General features: G+C 71.8%; 17 protein-coding genes, 1 pseudogene and 1 riboswitch. Of the genes and pseudogenes, 7 read left to right on the forward strand and 11 right to left on the reverse strand.

The window, feature by feature from the left end; all coding sequences use genetic code 11:
- Positions 1-69: 69 nt before the first annotated feature.
- The 4 genes from QBL21_RS29705 (at position 70) to QBL21_RS29720 (ending at position 3,105) form a co-directional block, all read left to right on the forward strand.
- Complete coding sequence (locus QBL21_RS29705; RefSeq protein ID WP_407565310.1) at positions 70-378, forward strand: hypothetical protein; 309 nt, start codon at positions 70-72, stop codon at positions 376-378.
- Positions 375-1,763, forward strand: coding sequence for a hypothetical protein (locus QBL21_RS29710; protein WP_407565311.1), 1,389 nt, complete (start codon positions 375-377; stop codon positions 1,761-1,763). Before QBL21_RS29705 ends, QBL21_RS29710 begins: the two co-directional genes overlap by 4 nt.
- 116 nt (positions 1,764-1,879) lie before the next feature.
- Entirely contained in the window at positions 1,880-2,458 is a 579-nt protein-coding gene (locus QBL21_RS29715) for a hypothetical protein (RefSeq protein WP_407565312.1), read from the forward strand.
- A complete protein-coding gene (locus QBL21_RS29720) occupies positions 2,455-3,105 on the forward strand; it encodes a hypothetical protein (RefSeq protein WP_407565313.1) in 651 nt (216 codons plus the stop codon). Before QBL21_RS29715 ends, QBL21_RS29720 begins: the two co-directional genes overlap by 4 nt.
- A gap of 268 nt (positions 3,106-3,373) precedes the next feature.
- On the opposite strand, the gene QBL21_RS29725 is transcribed toward QBL21_RS29720, so the two are convergent.
- The 3 genes and pseudogenes from QBL21_RS29725 to QBL21_RS29735 all read right to left on the reverse strand — a co-directional run.
- A complete protein-coding gene (locus QBL21_RS29725; protein ID WP_407565314.1) occupies positions 3,374-4,666 on the reverse strand; it encodes a class I SAM-dependent methyltransferase in 1,293 nt (430 codons plus the stop codon).
- Between the two features lie 221 nt (positions 4,667-4,887).
- Positions 4,888-6,369, reverse strand: a complete 1,482-nt coding sequence (locus tag QBL21_RS29730; RefSeq protein WP_407565315.1) for an NAD(P)/FAD-dependent oxidoreductase — start codon at positions 6,367-6,369, stop codon at positions 4,888-4,890.
- 270 nt (positions 6,370-6,639) lie between these two features.
- Positions 6,640-6,786, reverse strand: a pseudogene (locus QBL21_RS29735) (YdcF family protein); the annotation flags it as partial.
- A 122-nt stretch (positions 6,787-6,908) separates the two neighbouring features.
- On the opposite strand from QBL21_RS29735, the gene QBL21_RS29740 reads away from it, so the two are divergent.
- Both QBL21_RS29740 and QBL21_RS29745 read left to right on the forward strand, forming a co-directional pair.
- Entirely contained in the window at positions 6,909-7,181 is a 273-nt protein-coding gene (locus QBL21_RS29740) for a type II toxin-antitoxin system Phd/YefM family antitoxin (RefSeq protein WP_407565316.1), read from the forward strand.
- Entirely contained in the window at positions 7,178-7,447 is a 270-nt protein-coding gene (locus QBL21_RS29745; protein ID WP_407565317.1) for a type II toxin-antitoxin system RelE family toxin, read from the forward strand. The genes QBL21_RS29740 and QBL21_RS29745 overlap by 4 nt, the downstream gene beginning before the upstream one ends.
- A 16-nt stretch (positions 7,448-7,463) precedes the next feature.
- Here QBL21_RS29745 and QBL21_RS29750 read toward each other — a convergent pair whose 3' ends face one another.
- The 6 genes from QBL21_RS29750 to QBL21_RS29775 all read right to left on the reverse strand — a co-directional run bounded on the left by QBL21_RS29750 (position 7,464) and on the right by QBL21_RS29775 (position 13,231).
- Positions 7,464-8,396: an exopolyphosphatase gene (locus QBL21_RS29750; RefSeq protein ID WP_407565318.1), complete on the reverse strand. Its 933-nt coding sequence runs from the start codon at positions 8,394-8,396 to the stop codon at positions 7,464-7,466.
- Positions 8,393-8,929, reverse strand: a complete 537-nt coding sequence (locus tag QBL21_RS29755) for a DUF501 domain-containing protein (protein ID WP_407565319.1) — start codon at positions 8,927-8,929, stop codon at positions 8,393-8,395. Before QBL21_RS29755 ends, QBL21_RS29750 begins: the two co-directional genes overlap by 4 nt.
- 58 nt (positions 8,930-8,987) lie before the next feature.
- Positions 8,988-9,455 carry an FtsB family cell division protein gene (locus QBL21_RS29760; protein WP_407565320.1) on the reverse strand — a complete coding sequence of 156 codons (468 nt, stop codon included), beginning with the start codon at positions 9,453-9,455 and terminating at the stop codon, positions 8,988-8,990.
- Between the two features lie 110 nt (positions 9,456-9,565).
- Complete coding sequence (gene eno / locus QBL21_RS29765) at positions 9,566-10,849, reverse strand: phosphopyruvate hydratase (protein WP_407565321.1); 1,284 nt, start codon at positions 10,847-10,849, stop codon at positions 9,566-9,568.
- A gap of 256 nt (positions 10,850-11,105) precedes the next feature.
- A complete protein-coding gene (locus tag QBL21_RS29770; RefSeq protein WP_407565322.1) occupies positions 11,106-11,744 on the reverse strand; it encodes a transglycosylase family protein in 639 nt (212 codons plus the stop codon).
- A 76-nt stretch (positions 11,745-11,820) separates the two neighbouring features.
- Positions 11,821-12,032, reverse strand: a riboswitch (cyclic di-AMP (ydaO/yuaA leader).
- Between the two features lie 161 nt (positions 12,033-12,193).
- Complete coding sequence (locus QBL21_RS29775) at positions 12,194-13,231, reverse strand: transglycosylase family protein (protein ID WP_407565323.1); 1,038 nt, start codon at positions 13,229-13,231, stop codon at positions 12,194-12,196.
- Between the two features lie 217 nt (positions 13,232-13,448).
- On the opposite strand from QBL21_RS29775, the gene QBL21_RS29780 reads away from it, so the two are divergent.
- Entirely contained in the window at positions 13,449-14,684 is a 1,236-nt protein-coding gene (locus tag QBL21_RS29780) for a cytochrome P450 (RefSeq protein ID WP_407565324.1), read from the forward strand.
- Here QBL21_RS29780 and QBL21_RS29785 read toward each other — a convergent pair.
- Entirely contained in the window at positions 14,681-15,715 is a 1,035-nt protein-coding gene (locus QBL21_RS29785) for a nucleoside triphosphate pyrophosphohydrolase (protein ID WP_407566608.1), read from the reverse strand. The two genes, QBL21_RS29780 and QBL21_RS29785, sit on opposite strands and share 4 nt — an antisense overlap.
- A gap of 140 nt (positions 15,716-15,855) precedes the next feature.
- Complete coding sequence (locus QBL21_RS29790) at positions 15,856-16,509, reverse strand: SurA N-terminal domain-containing protein (protein ID WP_407565325.1); 654 nt, start codon at positions 16,507-16,509, stop codon at positions 15,856-15,858.
- Between the last annotated feature and the right edge of the window lie 100 nt (positions 16,510-16,609).

The following is a 16,609-nucleotide window of genomic DNA, read 5'->3' on the forward strand; positions in this document are numbered from 1 at the left end:
TGAATCCGTATCGTCATGGGCGGCCGATGGCAGGCGGGCGCGGAGCAACGACTCGCTTGGGGAGGAAGGTTGTCGGATCGCCTCGCCGTCGACGGCGACGAGCTTGAGCGCTTCATGCGATTACTGAAGCGCTCGGTCCAGTCACTCGAAGGTGTCCACAAAGCCCTGCGCGACTCCACCATCACCGGCCTCGGCACGGACGACCTCGATGGCGCCTGCCAGGACTTCCAGGACGACTGGAAGTACGGGACCGGGCAGATCGGGGAACAGGTCGCGGAGCTGGCGGAGATCGTCGGGGACAGCAAGGAGAGCTACGCCGAGGTCGACAAGGCCCTGGAGGAGAACCTGACGAAAGCCGCCACGGGAGGCGGCAAATGACGACCGACGGAACCCCGGGCTTAGGCGACACCTTCCAGCCGGGCCGCAAGCCCGCCGAAGTGGTCCCGCCCGACCAGGCGTGGCGCGGCAACCAGCCCCAGGGCCTCCAGCCCGGCACGGTCCCCGACAGGTACCCGTACCTGCGCTTCAACCCCGCACCGGGCAGCACCGACACCGTCCACGCCCTGCGCGCCAAACTCATCAAATGCGCGGACGTGCTCGATGAGACCCGCAGCATGGTCACCAAGTTGATGGACGGCAGCTACTGGAAGGGCGACGCGGCCGTCGCCTTCCGGGAGCAGTTGGAGAACGGCCCCCTCCCCCTGAACCTCAAGAACGCCGCGCACTCCATCAGAAAAGCCGCCCGGCAACTCGACGGCTGGGAGTCGGACCTCGGCGACTTCCAGCGCCGCGCGAAACGCCTCAACGAACGCGCCCGCGACGCGCGTCAGGCGCTCGGCGAGGCGGAGTCCCGCGCGGGCGCCGCGAAGGAGGACGCCACAGAGACCGGTCGCGGCGACCGTCAACCCGACGACCAGGACGACGCGAAGGCGACGATGCGGCGCCTCAACGCCGCGGTGGACGACGCCCAGGCGGAACTCGAACGCATCCTGTCGGGAGCCCGCGCGCTCGCCTGGGAACACGAGAACGAGGCCCGCGCCCGAGCGGACAAGATTCGCGACGCCACGGACAAGCTGGCCCCGCAGGAACCGGGCTTCTTCGCCAAGGCGGCAGCCTGGATCGCGGAAAACCTCCCGGACATCCTGAGCATCGCGGCAGGCGTGGTGGCCCTGGCGGCGTTGACGATCGTCACGGGCGGTGCAGCAACAGCGGTGCTGTTCCTGGTGGCGGCAACGCTGAGCGCGACCGCACTGGCTCTCCGGTTGTCCGACCCGGCGGTTCGGGCGTCCATCTGGGACGGCATCACAAAAGGGGAATTCGACGCCGACTTCTGGTCAAATTCGGTGAGCGTGCTCGCGGACGGCCTCGGCATGCTGCCGGGCGCGACCGCCGTAGGGCAAGGTATCCGTCAAGGAGTGGGAGTTGTTCGCGAGAGTGCCGAGGCACTGACGCTGGGCCAGAAGTTCGGCGCTGTGGGCACCCGAATCATGACAGAGGTCCAAGCCGTCGCCGCACTGGGCAACCCCATCCTGGCCCGAGGGGTCCATGCCGTCGGAGGGACCGCGCAGATGGCCGAACGTATCGAGATCGCCGCAGGATCGGCAGGTGTGATATCCGGTGGGATAGGTCTGCTCGGCACCGGTGTAGAGGCTCTTGATAACGAGGTCGTCGCCGGGTCGGACAGCATTCTCGGTAGTATCGAAATCGCAGGACTCAGCAGCGGGGAGGTGATCGCTCTAACCCGCTATCTGTCCATCCTGTAGAGGCCATGACGATGCCTGCTGATCGCTCTCGAACGAGGTCTTCCGTGCACCCGACTAGTTACTCCGCAGCCTGGGACCATCCCCTCACGCGGCGCGCCTGGGCCACACAGTCGATGATGAACACGATCGCCGTCATCGGCTGGATTCTCACCGCCTTTGGAGTACTGCTCCTCATCTTGCTCCTGCCGACCGGGTTCGTTCCGCTGCTGATTTTCCCTATGGTCTACGGCGGTTACCGCGCGCTCATCGCGGCCGCCTTCATCTTTGCGTACGTACGCATACGACGCATCCTCCGGGCCTACCCCTGGCGCCTGGACAATGCTCCTTACAGTCTGTCGCAGCATCCCGAGTCCCCGCACAAACAGCAGTGGATCGAATTCCCGAACCCGGAGCGGCCCGAAGAACGGATACCACTGCACTTTCTCGCACACTTCCGCATGGGATGGTGGCAGAAGCGCATGGCGCCCCGCGCCAAGCCCGAGCTCAAGGCCCAACTGGACCCAATCTGGTTTGCTGGCGACCCACGTTTCTTTGGCGTCATCGCCGTCAGCAGGCGCCGCGACAGCGCCAAGGAGCTCAAGCCAGCGCGCCTCCACCTGCTCCGTCAGTCCCCCGCACACCGACCATGGCATGCAAGCGCCAAGGACGTAGCGCGTGCCCAGCAAGCCGGCGGCAAAGGAATGGTCGCGCGGTGACTGAGGACCAGGTCACCTACATCCTCAGCGACTCCGTCACGGCACCCGATCGTGAAGCGTGGTTCGCTCTGCCCGCCGGGTTCACCACCCTCCCGCTCGACGCGCTCACCGCCCCACCCGACCATCCCGATGCCACCCGATTACGGGACGCCGTCGAACCCCTCCTCGCCGCGGCTCCCGAAGGGGTCGTTCGGGAGCAGTTGGTCGGGCAGTTGGCTTCCGCTCAGCGCATGCTGCTGGCACTGCGGCAGGAAGGCGTCGTGCACTGTTCGCTCGGGCTGCACCGCGACGACGCCGGCGACGGGCGTGTCCTCACCTCGTTCTTCGCCTTCCGCTGGCAGGAAATCAGCCGCTCGCCCCGGCACCTCACCGCCGCCCGCGCCGTCGCCACCGGCCACGACCGCATCGAGGTGCTTGACCTGCCCTGCGGGCCGGCCGCGCTCGGTGACACGACGATGACCGTCGCGCCGGACCTCGGCCTGCCCGTCAAGCGGCTGCTTCAGGTGCATGCGTATCTGCCGCACCCCGACGGGTGCCGGCTCGTGGTTCTCACCCTCACCACGGCCGCCGTGAACCGCCGCGCGCACTACCGCGCGATGCTTCGGGACGTCGCCGAGCACGTGAGCTTCGAGAATCCGTTGGTGTGACGCGGGGACCGCCGCACCCCCGGTGCACGCACCAAGGGGCGGGACGACGGCGGTCCCCGCGTGGGACGCGGGCCGGTTTGGGCCGTGCCCTACGTCCGGGCGACCAGGAGGTCCGGGAGCCGCTCCGGAGGTCACTGGCGCCGTACTCGGGTATCGGTGGGGTCGTCCTTTCCGATGTCCTCCAATGTGCCCGACCCGTGTTAACCCCGTGCTGCGTCGGCGTGACACCCTCGTACCGTTTGCGGGATCGCGCGGGCCCGGGTCGGTGTCAGCGCCACTCCGGCTGCCGCAGCGGGACGCCGGAGTCGCCGGTCGCCGGGGTGCGTACCGCCAGCACCTGGTTCACGCCGATGCGGTTGTGCTCGAAGGACAGCGCCGAGGCCGCCATGTACAGCCGCCAGACGCGCGCCCGCCCCGGTGTGGTGAGGGTCACCGCCTTCGCCCAGCGGGCTTCCAGGTTCGCCACCCAGCGGCGCAGCGTCAGCGCGTAGTGCTCGCGCAGCGCCTGGGTGTCGCGCACCTCGAAGCCCGCGCGCTCCAGTTGGTCCACGGTGGTGCCGATGGGGGAGAGTTCGCCGTCGGGGAAGACGTAGGCGTCGATGAACTCGTCGATGGCGTAGTCGTCTTCGTCGGCGAGGGGGCGGCGGGCGATCTGGTGGTTGAGGAGCCGGCCGCCGGGGCGCAGGAGGCGGTGGAGTACGCGGGCGTACTCGCCGTAGCGCTGGGAGCCGACGTGCTCGGCCATGCCGATGGAGGAGATCGCGTCGTACGGGCCGTCGGCGGTTTCGCGGTAGTCCTGTACCCGGATCTCGATGCGGTCGCCGAGGCCGGCGTGGGCCACCCGCTTGCGGGCGTACGCGGCCTGCTCGGCGGAGAGCGTGATGCCGACGGCGCGTACGCCGTACTCGCGCGCCGCGTGCAGCACCATCGAGCCCCAGCCGCAGCCGACGTCGAGGAGCCGGTCGCCTTCCTTGAGGCCGAGTTTGCGGCAGACGAGGTCGAGCTTGGCGGCCTGGGCGTCTTCCAGGGTGCCGCCGTCGTCCCAGTAGGCGCACGAGTAGACCATGGAGGGGCCGAGGACGAGGGAGTAGAAGTCGTTGCCGACGTCGTAGTGGTGGCTGACGGCGGCTTTGTCGCGGCGCAGGGTGTGCAGGGCGCCGCCGGATCTGCGTCTGCGCACTTCCTCGGGTGGTGGCGGGGGCGGGGGCAGTGGCCGGGCGAGGGAGAGTGCGTCGCGGGCGAGGGCGGCGATGCGGGCGGGGCGGGGGCGGGGGCGGGCGTCGTCGGGGTCGCGTTCCCAGAGCAGGCCGGCGAGGTGGTCGAGGGCGGTGTAGAGGTCGCCTTCGACGTCGAGTTCGCCGGCGACCCAGGCGCGGGCGAGGCCGAGTTCGCCGGGGCGCCACAGGAAGCGGCGCAGCGCGCGACGGTGGCGTACGACGAGGACGGGGTCGCGCTCGGGGCCGGCTTCTGAGCCGTCCCAGGCGCGGATACGGATCGGCAGCGGGCCTCCGAGCAGCTCCTCCGCGAGAGCTGCGAGCCGGGGCGCGGCGTCGTCGGGCATGGCGCACCTCCGTGAGATGGGCGGGTGGTCGACGTGTGTCCTGGGTTGCTGGACTACACGTAAACACCAAAGGCCACCCCGGGAAGTCCCGTTGCGCACCGGTACCAGCCGAAAAGAGCAGTCAGGCGCCCTGCCCGGCGGACCGGGAGGGCGCCTGACCGGCGGACGCGGCTGACGCTGCCGACGCCGTGGACGCTGCGCGTGCGCTGCGGTGCTGTGCGTCAGGAGGCGCGGGCCGCCGTGCGGCTGCGCTCCTCGCGGGTGTCCTCGGCGGGTGGCAGGCCGGCGGCGCCGCGGGCCTGCTCCTGGTCCCGGGTCGCCTGGCCGTCGCGTACGGACTGGTCGTGCTGGGCCCGGGCGGCGGCGGTGACCGGCGCGGCGGCCTCGTAGAACTCGTCCCGCGGCGACTCCATGGCGCCCAGCGAGACCACCTCGCGCTTGAGGAAGACGCCGAGGGTCCAGTCCATGAAGACCCGGATCTTGCGGTTCCAGGTCGGCACGGCGAGGCCGTGGTAGCCGCGGTGCATGTACCAGGCGAGGCGGCCCTTGAACTTCAGGGAACGGCCGAGCACGTTGATCATCGCGACGCCCTTGTGCAGGCCGAGGCCGGCGACGGCGCCCTTGTTCTTGTGCCGGTACTCGCGCTGCGGGAAGCCGCGCAGCTCCGCCACGACGTTGTCGCCGAGGAGCTTGGCCTGCCGCAGGGCGTGCTGGGCGTTCGGCGGGCACCAGGCGTTCTCGACGCCGGCGGCGCGGGCGGCGAGGTCGGGGATCTGGGCGTTGTCGCCCGCGGCCCAGATGTGGTCGCCGCCCTGGACCTGGAGGGTGGCGGCGGTGTCGACGTGCCCCTTGGGGCCGAGCGGCAGGCCGTACTCCCGCAGGACCGGGTGCGGCTTGACGCCGGCGGTCCAGACGATGGTGTGGGAGTCGACCTCCAGGCCGTTCTTGAGCACGACGTGCCCGCCGACGCACGACTCCAGGGAGGTGTCGAGGTAGACCTCGATGCCGCGCTGCTGGAGGTGCTTCAGACCCCATGTGCCGAGCGCCGGGCCGACCTCCGGGAGGATCTTGTCGGCGGCGTCGACGAGGATGAAGCGCATGTCCTCGCGCTTGATCGAGGGGTAGTACTTGGCGGCGTCGCGCGCCAGGTCCTCGACCTCGCCGATGGTCTCGGCACCGGCGAAGCCGCCGCCGACGAAGACGAAGGTGAGGGCCTTGCGCCGGGTGTCGGCGTCGTTGGTGGACTCGGCCTTGTCGAGCTGCTCCAGCACGTGGTTGCGCAGCCCGATCGCCTCTTCGACGCCCTTCATGCCGATGCCGTTCTCGGCGAGGCCGGGGATCGGGAAGGTACGGGAGACGGCGCCGAGCGCGACGATCAGGTAGTCGAACGGGACCTCGTAGGGCCTGCCGACGATGGGCGCGACGACCGCGACCTTGCGGTCCTGGTCGATGGAGGTGACCCGGCCGGTGAGCACCTCGGCGCCGGGGAGAACCTGGCGCAGCGGCACCACGACGTGCCGGGGGGAGATGCTGCCGGCGGCCGCTTCGGGGAGGAAGGGCTGGTACGTCATGTACGAGCGCGGGTCGACGACGGTGACCGACGCCTCCCCGTACCGCATCTTCTTCAGGATGCGGCGCGCCGCGTAAAGGCCGACGTAACCGCCGCCTACTACGAGGATCCTGGGACGCTCCGTAGTGCTCATGCTTCCGAGTATCCCCCCGGGACAGGACCCATGCTCGTGAGGGGGTTCACAAGCTCCACCCCGGGTGGTGCTACACTGCGCCGCCGCACCTTTCGCGCCCGTCGCGCACCTCCGGCCGGTTCTCGGCCGCACCCCGCTGAACTGGGGTTTCAGGGCTACGACGCACAGATGTCACTGTGACGCAAAGCGCCTGTCACACCCCGCGCGGGGCCGCAGAGTCCAGGATTCGAGCAGGAAGAACAAATCCGCGCCGGAAGCATGTGAATAACTTCACGAACTTCTTCGCGCGCGAGGCGGCAGGTGGCCGCCGTCCTGCACGAGTCGGCTCGTGAACCCTGCGCCGCGCAGGCGCTCGTACGCCGCGACCACGTCCTCCGGGACGGGTTGCTCGATCATGAATCCCTGCCGCGGGTAGAGCGCGTCGCCGCGTGAACGCCGATCGCGAACTCCACCACGTGCCCACCCGCCCGGTGCGAGCTGAAGGATCTCGCGGACGACCGTGCTGGCAGCGTGTACACGCGGGTGCGTACACCGGCTCTATGACCGAGAAGGCGGTGACCGTACGGGAAGCCCGCGCGCATCTCGCGGACCACATCAACCGCGCCGAGCAGGGCACCCCGACGGTCATCACCCGCAACGGCGCTCCGGTGGCCGCCGTGGTGCCGATAGCGGACTTCGAGGCGCTGGAGGAGGCCGCCGACGTGCTGCTGGCCCGGGAGGCGGGGGCGGTTCTGGCCGAGGGCGGGCCCACCGTTTCGATGGCCGAGATGCTGGCGGGCCTCTTCACCGAGCGCGGTGACGGCGCGGCGTGAAGTACGCGCTCCGCTTCACCACGGCAGCGCAGCGGCAGCTCCGGGCGATCGACCGGCTCGACGCCATGCGCATCCTCACCGCACTGACCGCGCTCGGCGACGATCCGTACCGCGAGGACGCCGACGTCAAGAAGCTCACCGGCCTCTCGGGCCTCTACCGCCTGCGGGTCGGCACCTACCGCGTCGCCTCCCAGATCAACGACGGTGAACTCGTCGTCCTCGTCGTCAGGGTGGGCGACCGGCGGGACGCCCACCGCAATCTGTGACACCCCGATCCGCCTCTCACCGCGGATCGAGTGCCAGAGACCAGGCGATGCCGTCGAGGATGTCGTGTTCGCTGACGACCACCTCGTGGGCGGCCGTGCGTTCCATTGCCGACAGCAGGACCAGCGCGCCCGCCGCGATCACGTCGACCCGGCCCGGGTGCATCACCGGGATGGCGGCTCGTTCCGCGTGGGTCGCGGTGAGCAGGGAATGGGTGATGTCGCGGACCCGGTCGACCGGGATGCGGGCGTGGTGCAGGGCCGCCGTGTCGTAGGCGGGGAGGTTCAGGGCGATGCCCGCGATCGTGGTGACCGAGCCGGCGAGGCCGACCAGGGTGGTGGTGTCGCGGAGGGGGACCGCCGCCTCCGCCGTGTCCAGGGCCGCGGCGATGTCGGCCTTCGTCGCCGCGATCTGCTCCGGGGTCGGGGGGTCGGCGAAGTGGTGGCGTTCGGTGAGGCGGACGCAGCCGATGTCGACCGAGCGGGCCGCCTCGACGCGGTCCGTGCCGGCGACGAACTCCGTCGAGCCGCCGCCGATGTCGACCACCAGGTACGGGCCGGGCACCCGGCCGGTCAGTTCCTTCGTGGCGCCGGTGAAGGACAGCGCGGCCTCCTCGTCGCCGCTGATGACCTCCGGCCGGACGCCGAGGATGTCCTCCACGCCCCGTACGAAGTCCGCGCGGTTCTCCGCGTCGCGGGAGGCGGACGTGGCGACGAACCGGGTGCGGCCGGCGCCCAGCCGCTCGATGATCGCCGCGTACCGGCGGCAGGCGGCGAAGGTGCGTTCCAGCGCCTCGGGCGCCAGCCTGCCCGTACGGTCCACGCCCTGGCCGAGCCGGACGATCTCCATCCGGCGGTCCAGGTCCTTCAGTTCGGCGGATGCCGCGTCGACGTCCGCGACCAGCAGGCGGATGGAGTTCGTACCGCAGTCGACGGCTGCCACTCGGGTCATGCCTCGTCCTCCCCGTTCGTCTCCGGAGCCACGCACGGGCCCTTCCGCCACCACTCCGGCAGCATCGCCAGCGCCTCGTCCCCCAGCGGGTTCACCCCCGGGCCCGCGGCCAGCGCGTGCGCGACGAGCACGTGCAGGCACTTCACCCGGTCCGGCATCCCGCCGGCGCTCGGGAAGCCGGGCAGCTCGGCGATCGCGTCGCGGCGGGCGACGTAGTCCTCGTGGGCCGCGCGGTACGCCGCCGCCAGCTCCGGGTCCGTCGCCAGCCGGGCGGTCATCTCCTTCATGACGCCGTCCGCCTCCAGCGTGCCGATCGCGGAGTTCGCGCGCGGGCACGTCAGGTAGTACAGCGTCGGGAACGGCGTCCCGTCGGGCAGCCGCGGGGACGTCTCGACGACGTCCGGGTTGCCGCACGGGCAGCGGTGCGCCACGGCGCGCAGTCCGCGCGGGGCGCGGCCCAACTGCGCGGCGACGGCGGCGGCGTCCGCCGCGGTGGCGGGGGCGTGCTCGGTGGGCGGCGGGGGCTTGTCCATCTCTCCTCGATCAGCCGACAGGGGGGCAACGGCGGGCGGGCGCGCGTGCGTACGTGCCTCAGCGCTGGCCGTCCGCGGCGTCCAGGCCGTCCCACAGGTTCTCGTACCACGGCCGGTCCACCGCCTCCCCCGCCTCGCCGGAGCGGGCGGAGCCGGAGCCGTCGCGCATCAGGTAGCCGGTCTCGCCGGGCAGGACGTAGTGCAGGTGCTCGCGGGCCTGCCGGCGTACGTACTCCGGGTCCTGCCAGCGCGACTTCTCGTCCCGCAGCTCCTCCACCCGCTCCTCGGCCTGCGCCTTCTCCCGCTCCAGCTCGGCGACCTCGGCGCGCTGGGCGATGTACTGGCGCAGCGGGTACGCCAGCGCCACCACCAGCGAGCAGACGACGAGCGCGAGCACCGCGGCCCGCCCCGTGAGCCGGCTGCGCCGCGGCGGGCGGGCGCGGTAGACGCGCTCGGAGACCCGGCTGACGGCCTGCTCGCCGAGCAGTTTGAGCCGGGTGGTGGTGGAGAAGCGCTCCCTGGCCATGTGCGTCGCTTCCTCCCCGGGCGATGGGCGGTGGTCGGCCCCGGTCGCACCTTAACGCGGTGCGGCCGGGGCCGGTGCGTCCGACGCCGATGTCGTACGGGTCGGCCGTGTCAGCCGTTCTTGTAGCGGGGGAAGGCGCTGCGGCCGGCGTACTCGGCGGCGTCGTCGAGGATCTCCTCGATGCGCAGGAGCTGGTTGTACTTGGCGACGCGCTCGGAGCGGGCGGGGGCGCCGGTCTTGATCTGGCCGCAGTTGGTGGCGACGGCCAGGTCGGCGATGGTGACGTCCTCGGTCTCGCCGGAGCGGTGGGACATCATGCACTTGAAGCCGCTGCGCTGGGCCAGTTCGACGGCGTCCAGGGTCTCGGTGAGGGAGCCGATCTGGTTGACCTTGACCAGCAGCGCGTTCGCGGCGTTCTCGTCGATGCCGCGCTGGAGCCGCTCGGGGTTGGTGACGAAGAGGTCGTCGCCGACGATCTGGACCTTGTCGCCGAGCCGCTCGGTCAGCACGTGCCAGCCGGCCCAGTCGTCCTCGAACAGCGGGTCCTCGATGGAGACCAGCGGGTAGTCGGCGACGAGCTGCTCGTAGTACTCCGTCATCTCGGCGGCGGAGCGGTTCTTGCCCTCGAAGACGTAGGAGCCGTCCTTGTAGAACTCCGAGGCGGCGACGTCGAGCGCGAGGGCGACGTCCTGGCCCGCGGTGTAGCCGGCCTTCTGGATCGCCTCGACGATGAGGTCCAGGGCGTCCCGGTTGGAGTCGAGGTTCGGCGCGAAGCCGCCCTCGTCGCCGAGGCCGGTGGACAGGCCGCGCTCCTTGAGGACGGACTTGAGCTGGTGGTAGATCTCCGCGCCGCAGCGTACGGCCTCGGAGAACGACTCGGCGCCGATCGGCGCGATCATGAACTCCTGGATGTCGACGTTGGAGTCCGCGTGGCTGCCGCCGTTGAGGATGTTCATCATCGGCACGGGCAGCACGTGCGCGTTGGGGCCGCCGAGGTAGCGGAAGAGCGGCAGGTCGGATGCCTCGGAGGCGGCGTGCGCGACGGCGAGCGAGACGCCGAGGATGGCGTTGGCGCCGAGGGACGACTTGTCGGGGGTGGCGTCGAGGTCGAACATCGCCTGGTCGATGAGCCGCTGCTCGGTGGCGTCGTAGCCGACCAGCTCGGGGCCGATCTGCTCGATGACGGCGAGCACGGCCTTCTCCACGCCCTTCCCGCCGTAGCGGGCCTTGTCCCCGTCGCGCAGCTCCAGGGCCTCGAAGGCGCCGGTGGAGGCGCCGGACGGTACGGCAGCACGGCCCGTGCTGCCGTCGTCGAGGCCGACCTCGACCTCGACCGTGGGGTTGCCCCGGGAGTCGAGAATCTCTCGGGCTACGACGACGTCGATGGACGGCACGGTGTCTCCTTCGGAGGGATTCGCTACGGGTTCCGCCCTGAGCCTAGCCGCCCCGGGTGACGGCCCCGGCCCGCACCCGGCCGCATTCCGCGGTACGAGACGGTTCGGGCCCGCGGCGGGACTCCGGGGCGCGCGCCGTCCCGCGTGCGGCGTGCGTCATAGCGGCGTGCTCGTACGGCGTGCGTCATAGCGGCGTGCTCGTACGACGTGGTCGTCCCGGCCCGCGCACCGGTAGGGCCGGGACGACCGCGCCGGGCTAGCGCACCTTCAGCTTCTGGCCGGGCTGGATCAGGTCCGGGTCGGCGCCGACGACGGACTTGTTCTCCTCGTACACCTGCTGCCAGCTCTCCGCGCCGTGCCGCCGGGCGATGTCGTCCAGGGTGTCGCCCTCGCGGACCTCGTAGTAGAAGCCGCGGAAGACCGTGCGGGACTCCGGCTGCGTCTGCTCGCCGGTCCCGCGGGCCGCCGCGCCCTCGGGGGCCTCCTGCGGTGCCTGCTCCTGCGCCTGCGGCTGGGCCGGCTGCTGGGCCTCCTGCGCCGGCGGGACGATCTGCGCGGCGGCCGGACTGCCGGTGGCCAGGCCCGCGCGTGGACCGCAGTTGGGCCACGCGCCCGGCCCCTGCATGGACAGCAGCCGTTCGGCCACGGCGATCTGCTGCTGCTTCGTCGCCAGGTCGGCGCGCGGGGCGTAGCTGCGGCCGCCGGCGGCGTCCCAGCTCGACTGGGAGAACTGGACGCCGCCGAAATAGCCGTTCCCGGTATTCGTCGCCCACTTTCCTCCGGACTCGCAGGCGGCCACCCGTTCCCACGTATCGATGGGCGCCGCGACGGCGTTCTGGGTGTTCAGCACCGGGAGTCCGATCGCGGTTCCGGTGGCGCCCACGAGAACGGCCATGCGGGAGTGTGCGCCAAGGCGCGCCTGTGCGGCGGGGCGGCGGTGCTTACCCGTTCCGGCAGGAAGAAGCATGATGCTCTTTTCTCACCGACGCCTGCGAGGTGAGCTGTCGGGTGCGGGCTGTGAGTGCCCGGCCGAACGTCGAGCGTCCGGCTTGACCCCAAGCCGTCCGGTCCGCCTTCTGGTTGGACCGAAGCGGCGCTTACCGTGGGTCCCCCGCTCCTGTCAGCGGTGCTTCGTGCACAGGTGGCCCGGGTGAACGCCGACAGGATTCGGCGTGAGGCGATCACCGGGGCTCGCGTTGGCGAGCAATGTGACGGTAAGCACATAGGCGTGTGCGATTCAAAGACATCGGAAAGTGCCGCGCCCGGTTTTCCGTCCGTCAGCTAGCCCGGTCAGCCGATTACGTCAAATATGACTAATGCGTACGGACTTCACTCGCCGCCGGTTCAGTTCCCGCTCAATTCGAGTTCCTGACCAGGCTTGATGTTGTCGGGGTCCTTACCGAGGGAGTTCTTGTTGCCGTCGTACAACTCGGACCATCCGCCCGTCAGTGAATGCTCTGTGGCAATCTCCGAGAGGGTGTCACCCGGTCGGACGGTATAACTGCCGTCGCCCGCCGCGGCGTCATCGCCCCCGCGGCCCCCGCTCCGCTCCTCGACGTCGCCGGGGATCTCGGCGATCCACTCGCGGCCGGGGTTCGGCCGCTCGGTCTCGTCGGGCGACTGGGAGGCGCCGGGGGTCTCGACGGCCTCGCGCGGGGCCTCGGGGGCGTCCTGGGACGGCAGGAGGTCGGACGGGGTGGGGCTCGCGGAGGCGTCCGGCGCGCGGTGCCGGCCGGAACCCTCGGAGGCGCCGGTGGTGTCGGAGTCCGCGCCGTCCCGCTCGCCGGGGGCGCCGTCGCCCTCGCGCGGGTCCTGGGAGCCGCGGTGCTTGCCGCCGCCGGTGCGCTCCTCGTCGCCGTCCTTGCGGTCCCGGTCGTCCCCGTCCCCACGGTCCTTGTCCCCGCCCCGCGAGCCGTCCGCGGCGCCGGGGTCGGGGGCGAGGGTCGGGGGCGCCGTGGGCGGCAGCGGCAGCTCGGCGCCGGGGTCGACCTCCGGCACCGCGTCGTCGCCGTGCAGCCCGGCGTCCTGGGCGCACTCCGGCCACGCCTTGTCGGCGCCCATGCCGGCGAGGATGCGCTCGGCGACCGTGATCTGCTGCGCCCGGCTGGCGAAGTCGGGCTGCGAGGCGAACTCCTCGCCGCCGTACTCCTGCCACATGTCCATCGTCAACTGGAGGCCGCCGAAGTACCCGTTGCCCTGGTCGGCGCTCCACAGGCCGCCGCTCTCGCACTCGGCGACCCGGTCCCACGTGCCGGCGTCCGCGGCACTCGCGCCGCTCGCGCCCAGCAGCGGCAGGGCGAGACCCGCCCCGGTCGCACCTGCGGCCACGACGAACGCGGGGGCCTGGCGGGGACGTCGGTGGCGTCCGTTACCCGAGCGCATGCGAGTGCCTTTCGTTCCCTGGGTGTTCGACCAGTGGCAGAACTTAATACCGAAGTACCTCCGATCACAAGTTGATCGCCTGATAGTCACGCGCAGATCACAGTGGACGCGCGGAGCGCGGCGGCCCGGCCGCGGGGAGGCAACACCCGCCCCACCCTGCACAGAAACCCCCCAGGCACCAGCGAGGGCCGCGGGCGCCCCCGGGTACGGTCGGGGCGTGAACGCCGCGTCCGTCCCCCAGCTCTTCGACTGGGAGTTCGCCACCGACCCCTATCCCGCCTACGCCTGGCTGCGGGAGAACGCCCCCGTCCACCGGACGACGCTCCCCAGCGGCGTCGAGGCGTGGCTCGTGACCCGGTACGCCGACGCCCGCCGGGCGCTGGCCGACCCGCGGTTGTCGAAGAACCCGGTGCACCACGCGGACGACGCCGAGGGCAGGAGCAGGACCGGCATCCCGGGCGAGCGCAGCGCGGGGCTGATGACCCATCTCCTCAACATCGACCCGCCCGACCACACCCGGCTGCGCCGCCTGGTGTCGAAGGCGTTCACCCCGCGGCGCGTGGCCGCGTTCGCGCCGCGGGTGCAGGAGCTGACGGACGATCTGATCGACGGGTTCGCCGGCCGCGGCAGCGCCGACCTCGTCCACGAGTTCGCCTTCCCGCTGCCGATCTACGCGATCTGCGACCTCCTCGGCATCCCCCGCGAGGACCAGGACGACCTGCGGGACTGGGCGGGCATGATGATCCGCCACGGCAAGGGGCCGCGCGGCGGCGTCGCGCGCGCGGTCAAGAAGATCCGCGGCTATCTCGCCGAGCTGATCCACCGCAAGCGGCGGGGCGACGGCGACGACCTGGTCTCCGCCCTGATCCGCGCCTCCGACCACGGTGAACACCTCACCGAGGAGGAGGTGGTGGCGATGTGTTTTGTGCTGCTTTTTGCGGGTTTCGAGACGACCATCAACCTGATCGGCAACGGCACGCACGCCCTGCTGCGCCACCCCGCGCAGCGGGCCGCGCTCCAGGACTCCCTCGCCCGGGGCGAGCAGGGGCTGCTGGAGACGGCGGTGGAGGAGTTGCTGCGCTTCGACGGGCCGGTGGAGATGGCCACGTGGCGGTACGCGACCGAGGCGCTGGAGATCGGCGGGGTCGCCGTCGCGGAAGGCGATCCGGTCCTCGTCGTCCTCGCCGCCGCGGACCGCGACCCGGCCCGGTTCGACAGCCCTGGCACCCTCGACCTGGCCCGCCGCGACAACCCGCACCTGGGCTACGGGCACGGCATCCACTACTGCCTGGGCGCCCCGCTGGCGCGGCTGGAGGGCCAGACGGCGCTGGCGACGCTGCTGACCCGGCTGCCGGATCTGCGCCCGGCGCAGGACGCCGGAGAGCTGCGGTGGCGCGGAGGGCTGATCATGCGGGGGCTGCGCACGCTGCCGGTGGAGTTCACGCCCCGCTAGGCGTCGCGTTCGGGTTCCGCCGTGCCCTCCGCGGCCTGCCGCGGGGGTGCGGCGGCTGCCGCCTCCGCCGCGTGGATCGCCTCGCGGTACGTGCGCGCCGCCGCCCGCAGCGCCGTCTCCGGGTCGACGCCGCGTGCCTCGGCCCGTAGCGCCAGGGCGAGCAGTTCGCCGCCCAGGCCGTCCGCGGGCCCGGCCCGCACGTCCAGCCCCGCCGTCCGGGCACGGCCCGCCAGCTTCGCGACCAGCGACAGCGCCGGCTGCGCCAGCGGCACGCCCTCGGTGACCGACGTACGGCTCTTCTCCGCGGCCTTCTCGCGCAGCCAGTGCGCCTTCACGTCCGCCGGGGTCTCGGCCACCGCGTCGCCGAAGACGTGCGGATGGCGCCGCACCAGCTTCTCCACGAGGGTGCCCGCCACGTCGTCGACGGAGTACGGCTCGTCCGGGTCCTCCTCGGCGATCCTGGCGTGGAAGACGACCTGGAGCAGCACGTCCCCCAGCTCCTCGCGGACGGCCTCCCGGTCCCCCGACTCGATCGCCTCGACCAGCTCGTACGCCTCCTCCAGGCCGTACTTCACCAGTCCCTCGCCGGTCTGCCCGCCGCTCCACGGGCACTCGCGCCTGATCCGGTCCATGGTCTGCACCACGTCGATCAGCCGGGCGCCCGGCAGGTCGTACGACCCGGGCAGCAGCTCCAGCGACGGCATCTCCGTCCGCCCCGAGCCCGCCAGCCGGGCCAGGCCGTCCGTCAGCCGGGGCTCGCCGTCGGCCGCGGCGACCACGACGACGGTGGCGCCCTCGGCGCAGGCGTCGACCAGCTCTCGGGCGTCGGGCTCGGCGGTCTCCACCGCGACGCCGGCCTCGCGCAGATACGGCACCTGCGGGTGCGCGGCGTCGGCGCACAGCACGCGGTCGGCGCCGCGCAGCGCCTCCCACGCGGGCCAGGACAGCAGCCCCGGGGCGATGCGGTGGGTGGTGGTCAGCAGGATGATTCGGCCGGTCACGTCCCCGACCGTAACCGACGCCGCCGACAGCCCCGCACGGGGCGCCGGTCCGGCCCGGCCGTCAGCCCGTCCGGACCGCCGCCCGCCGGGGTCGCGGCGGGCTCACCGCCGGGGCCCCCGGGGGTCACCGCCGGAGGCACCGCGGAGTCACCGCCGGAGTCGCCGCGGGGTTACTGCTGGGGTGCCGCGCCCGGCTCCGCGGTGGCGCTGACCTGCTTGATCCACGGGGTGTCGGACTGCGACAGCCGCACCTGCTCGTCGTCCCACTTGCCGTACCGCGGGCTGACGTCGATGCCCAGGTCCTTCGACGCCTCGATCAGCACCTGCCCGAGCCGCGCCTGGCCCTCCTGCGTCTGCGGGTTGATGCCCAGCTTCTCCACCAGCCCCTGCACCATGAGCTGCTGCTTGTAGTGCGTGTCCAGGCCCTCCGGGGCGATGCTGTACTGCTGGAGGTACATCGCTTCGAGCTGCTTCGCGCCGCCGACGGACTCCGCCTCGGCCCGGCGCATGCCCTGCACGTCGCCGCGGGAGACGGTCACGCCGTGGTTCTCCGCGGCCTGCTCGATGACCCGGCCCTGGAGCATCGTGTTCAGCGTGTCCACGCTGAGGTCGCCGCTCTGGTCGATCATCTCGTCGGCCTGGGCGCTGGCGTTCTGCGCGTCGCGTACGTCCGCGACCCGGTTCTGCAACTGCGAGACCGTGATGCGCTCGTCGTCGCCGAGCACGGCGGCGGCTCCCGCGCGCGGTTCGCCGCTGCACGAGGTGAGCAGCGGCACGGCCGCGATGATCGCGGCGGCGGTTACGGCGAGCGCTGTCCTGCGCATGGCGGCCTCCTGGGCTGCTCTCCTGCGGCGGCGTGCCACTTCGTGATCCGGATCACGATCTTATGCAACGGGCGGCCGACGTCACCACTGCCAAGGAGTG

It is taken from the genome of Streptomyces sp. 184, from assembly GCF_045781775.1.
Classification (GTDB): Bacteria; Actinomycetota; Actinomycetes; order Streptomycetales; family Streptomycetaceae; genus Streptomyces.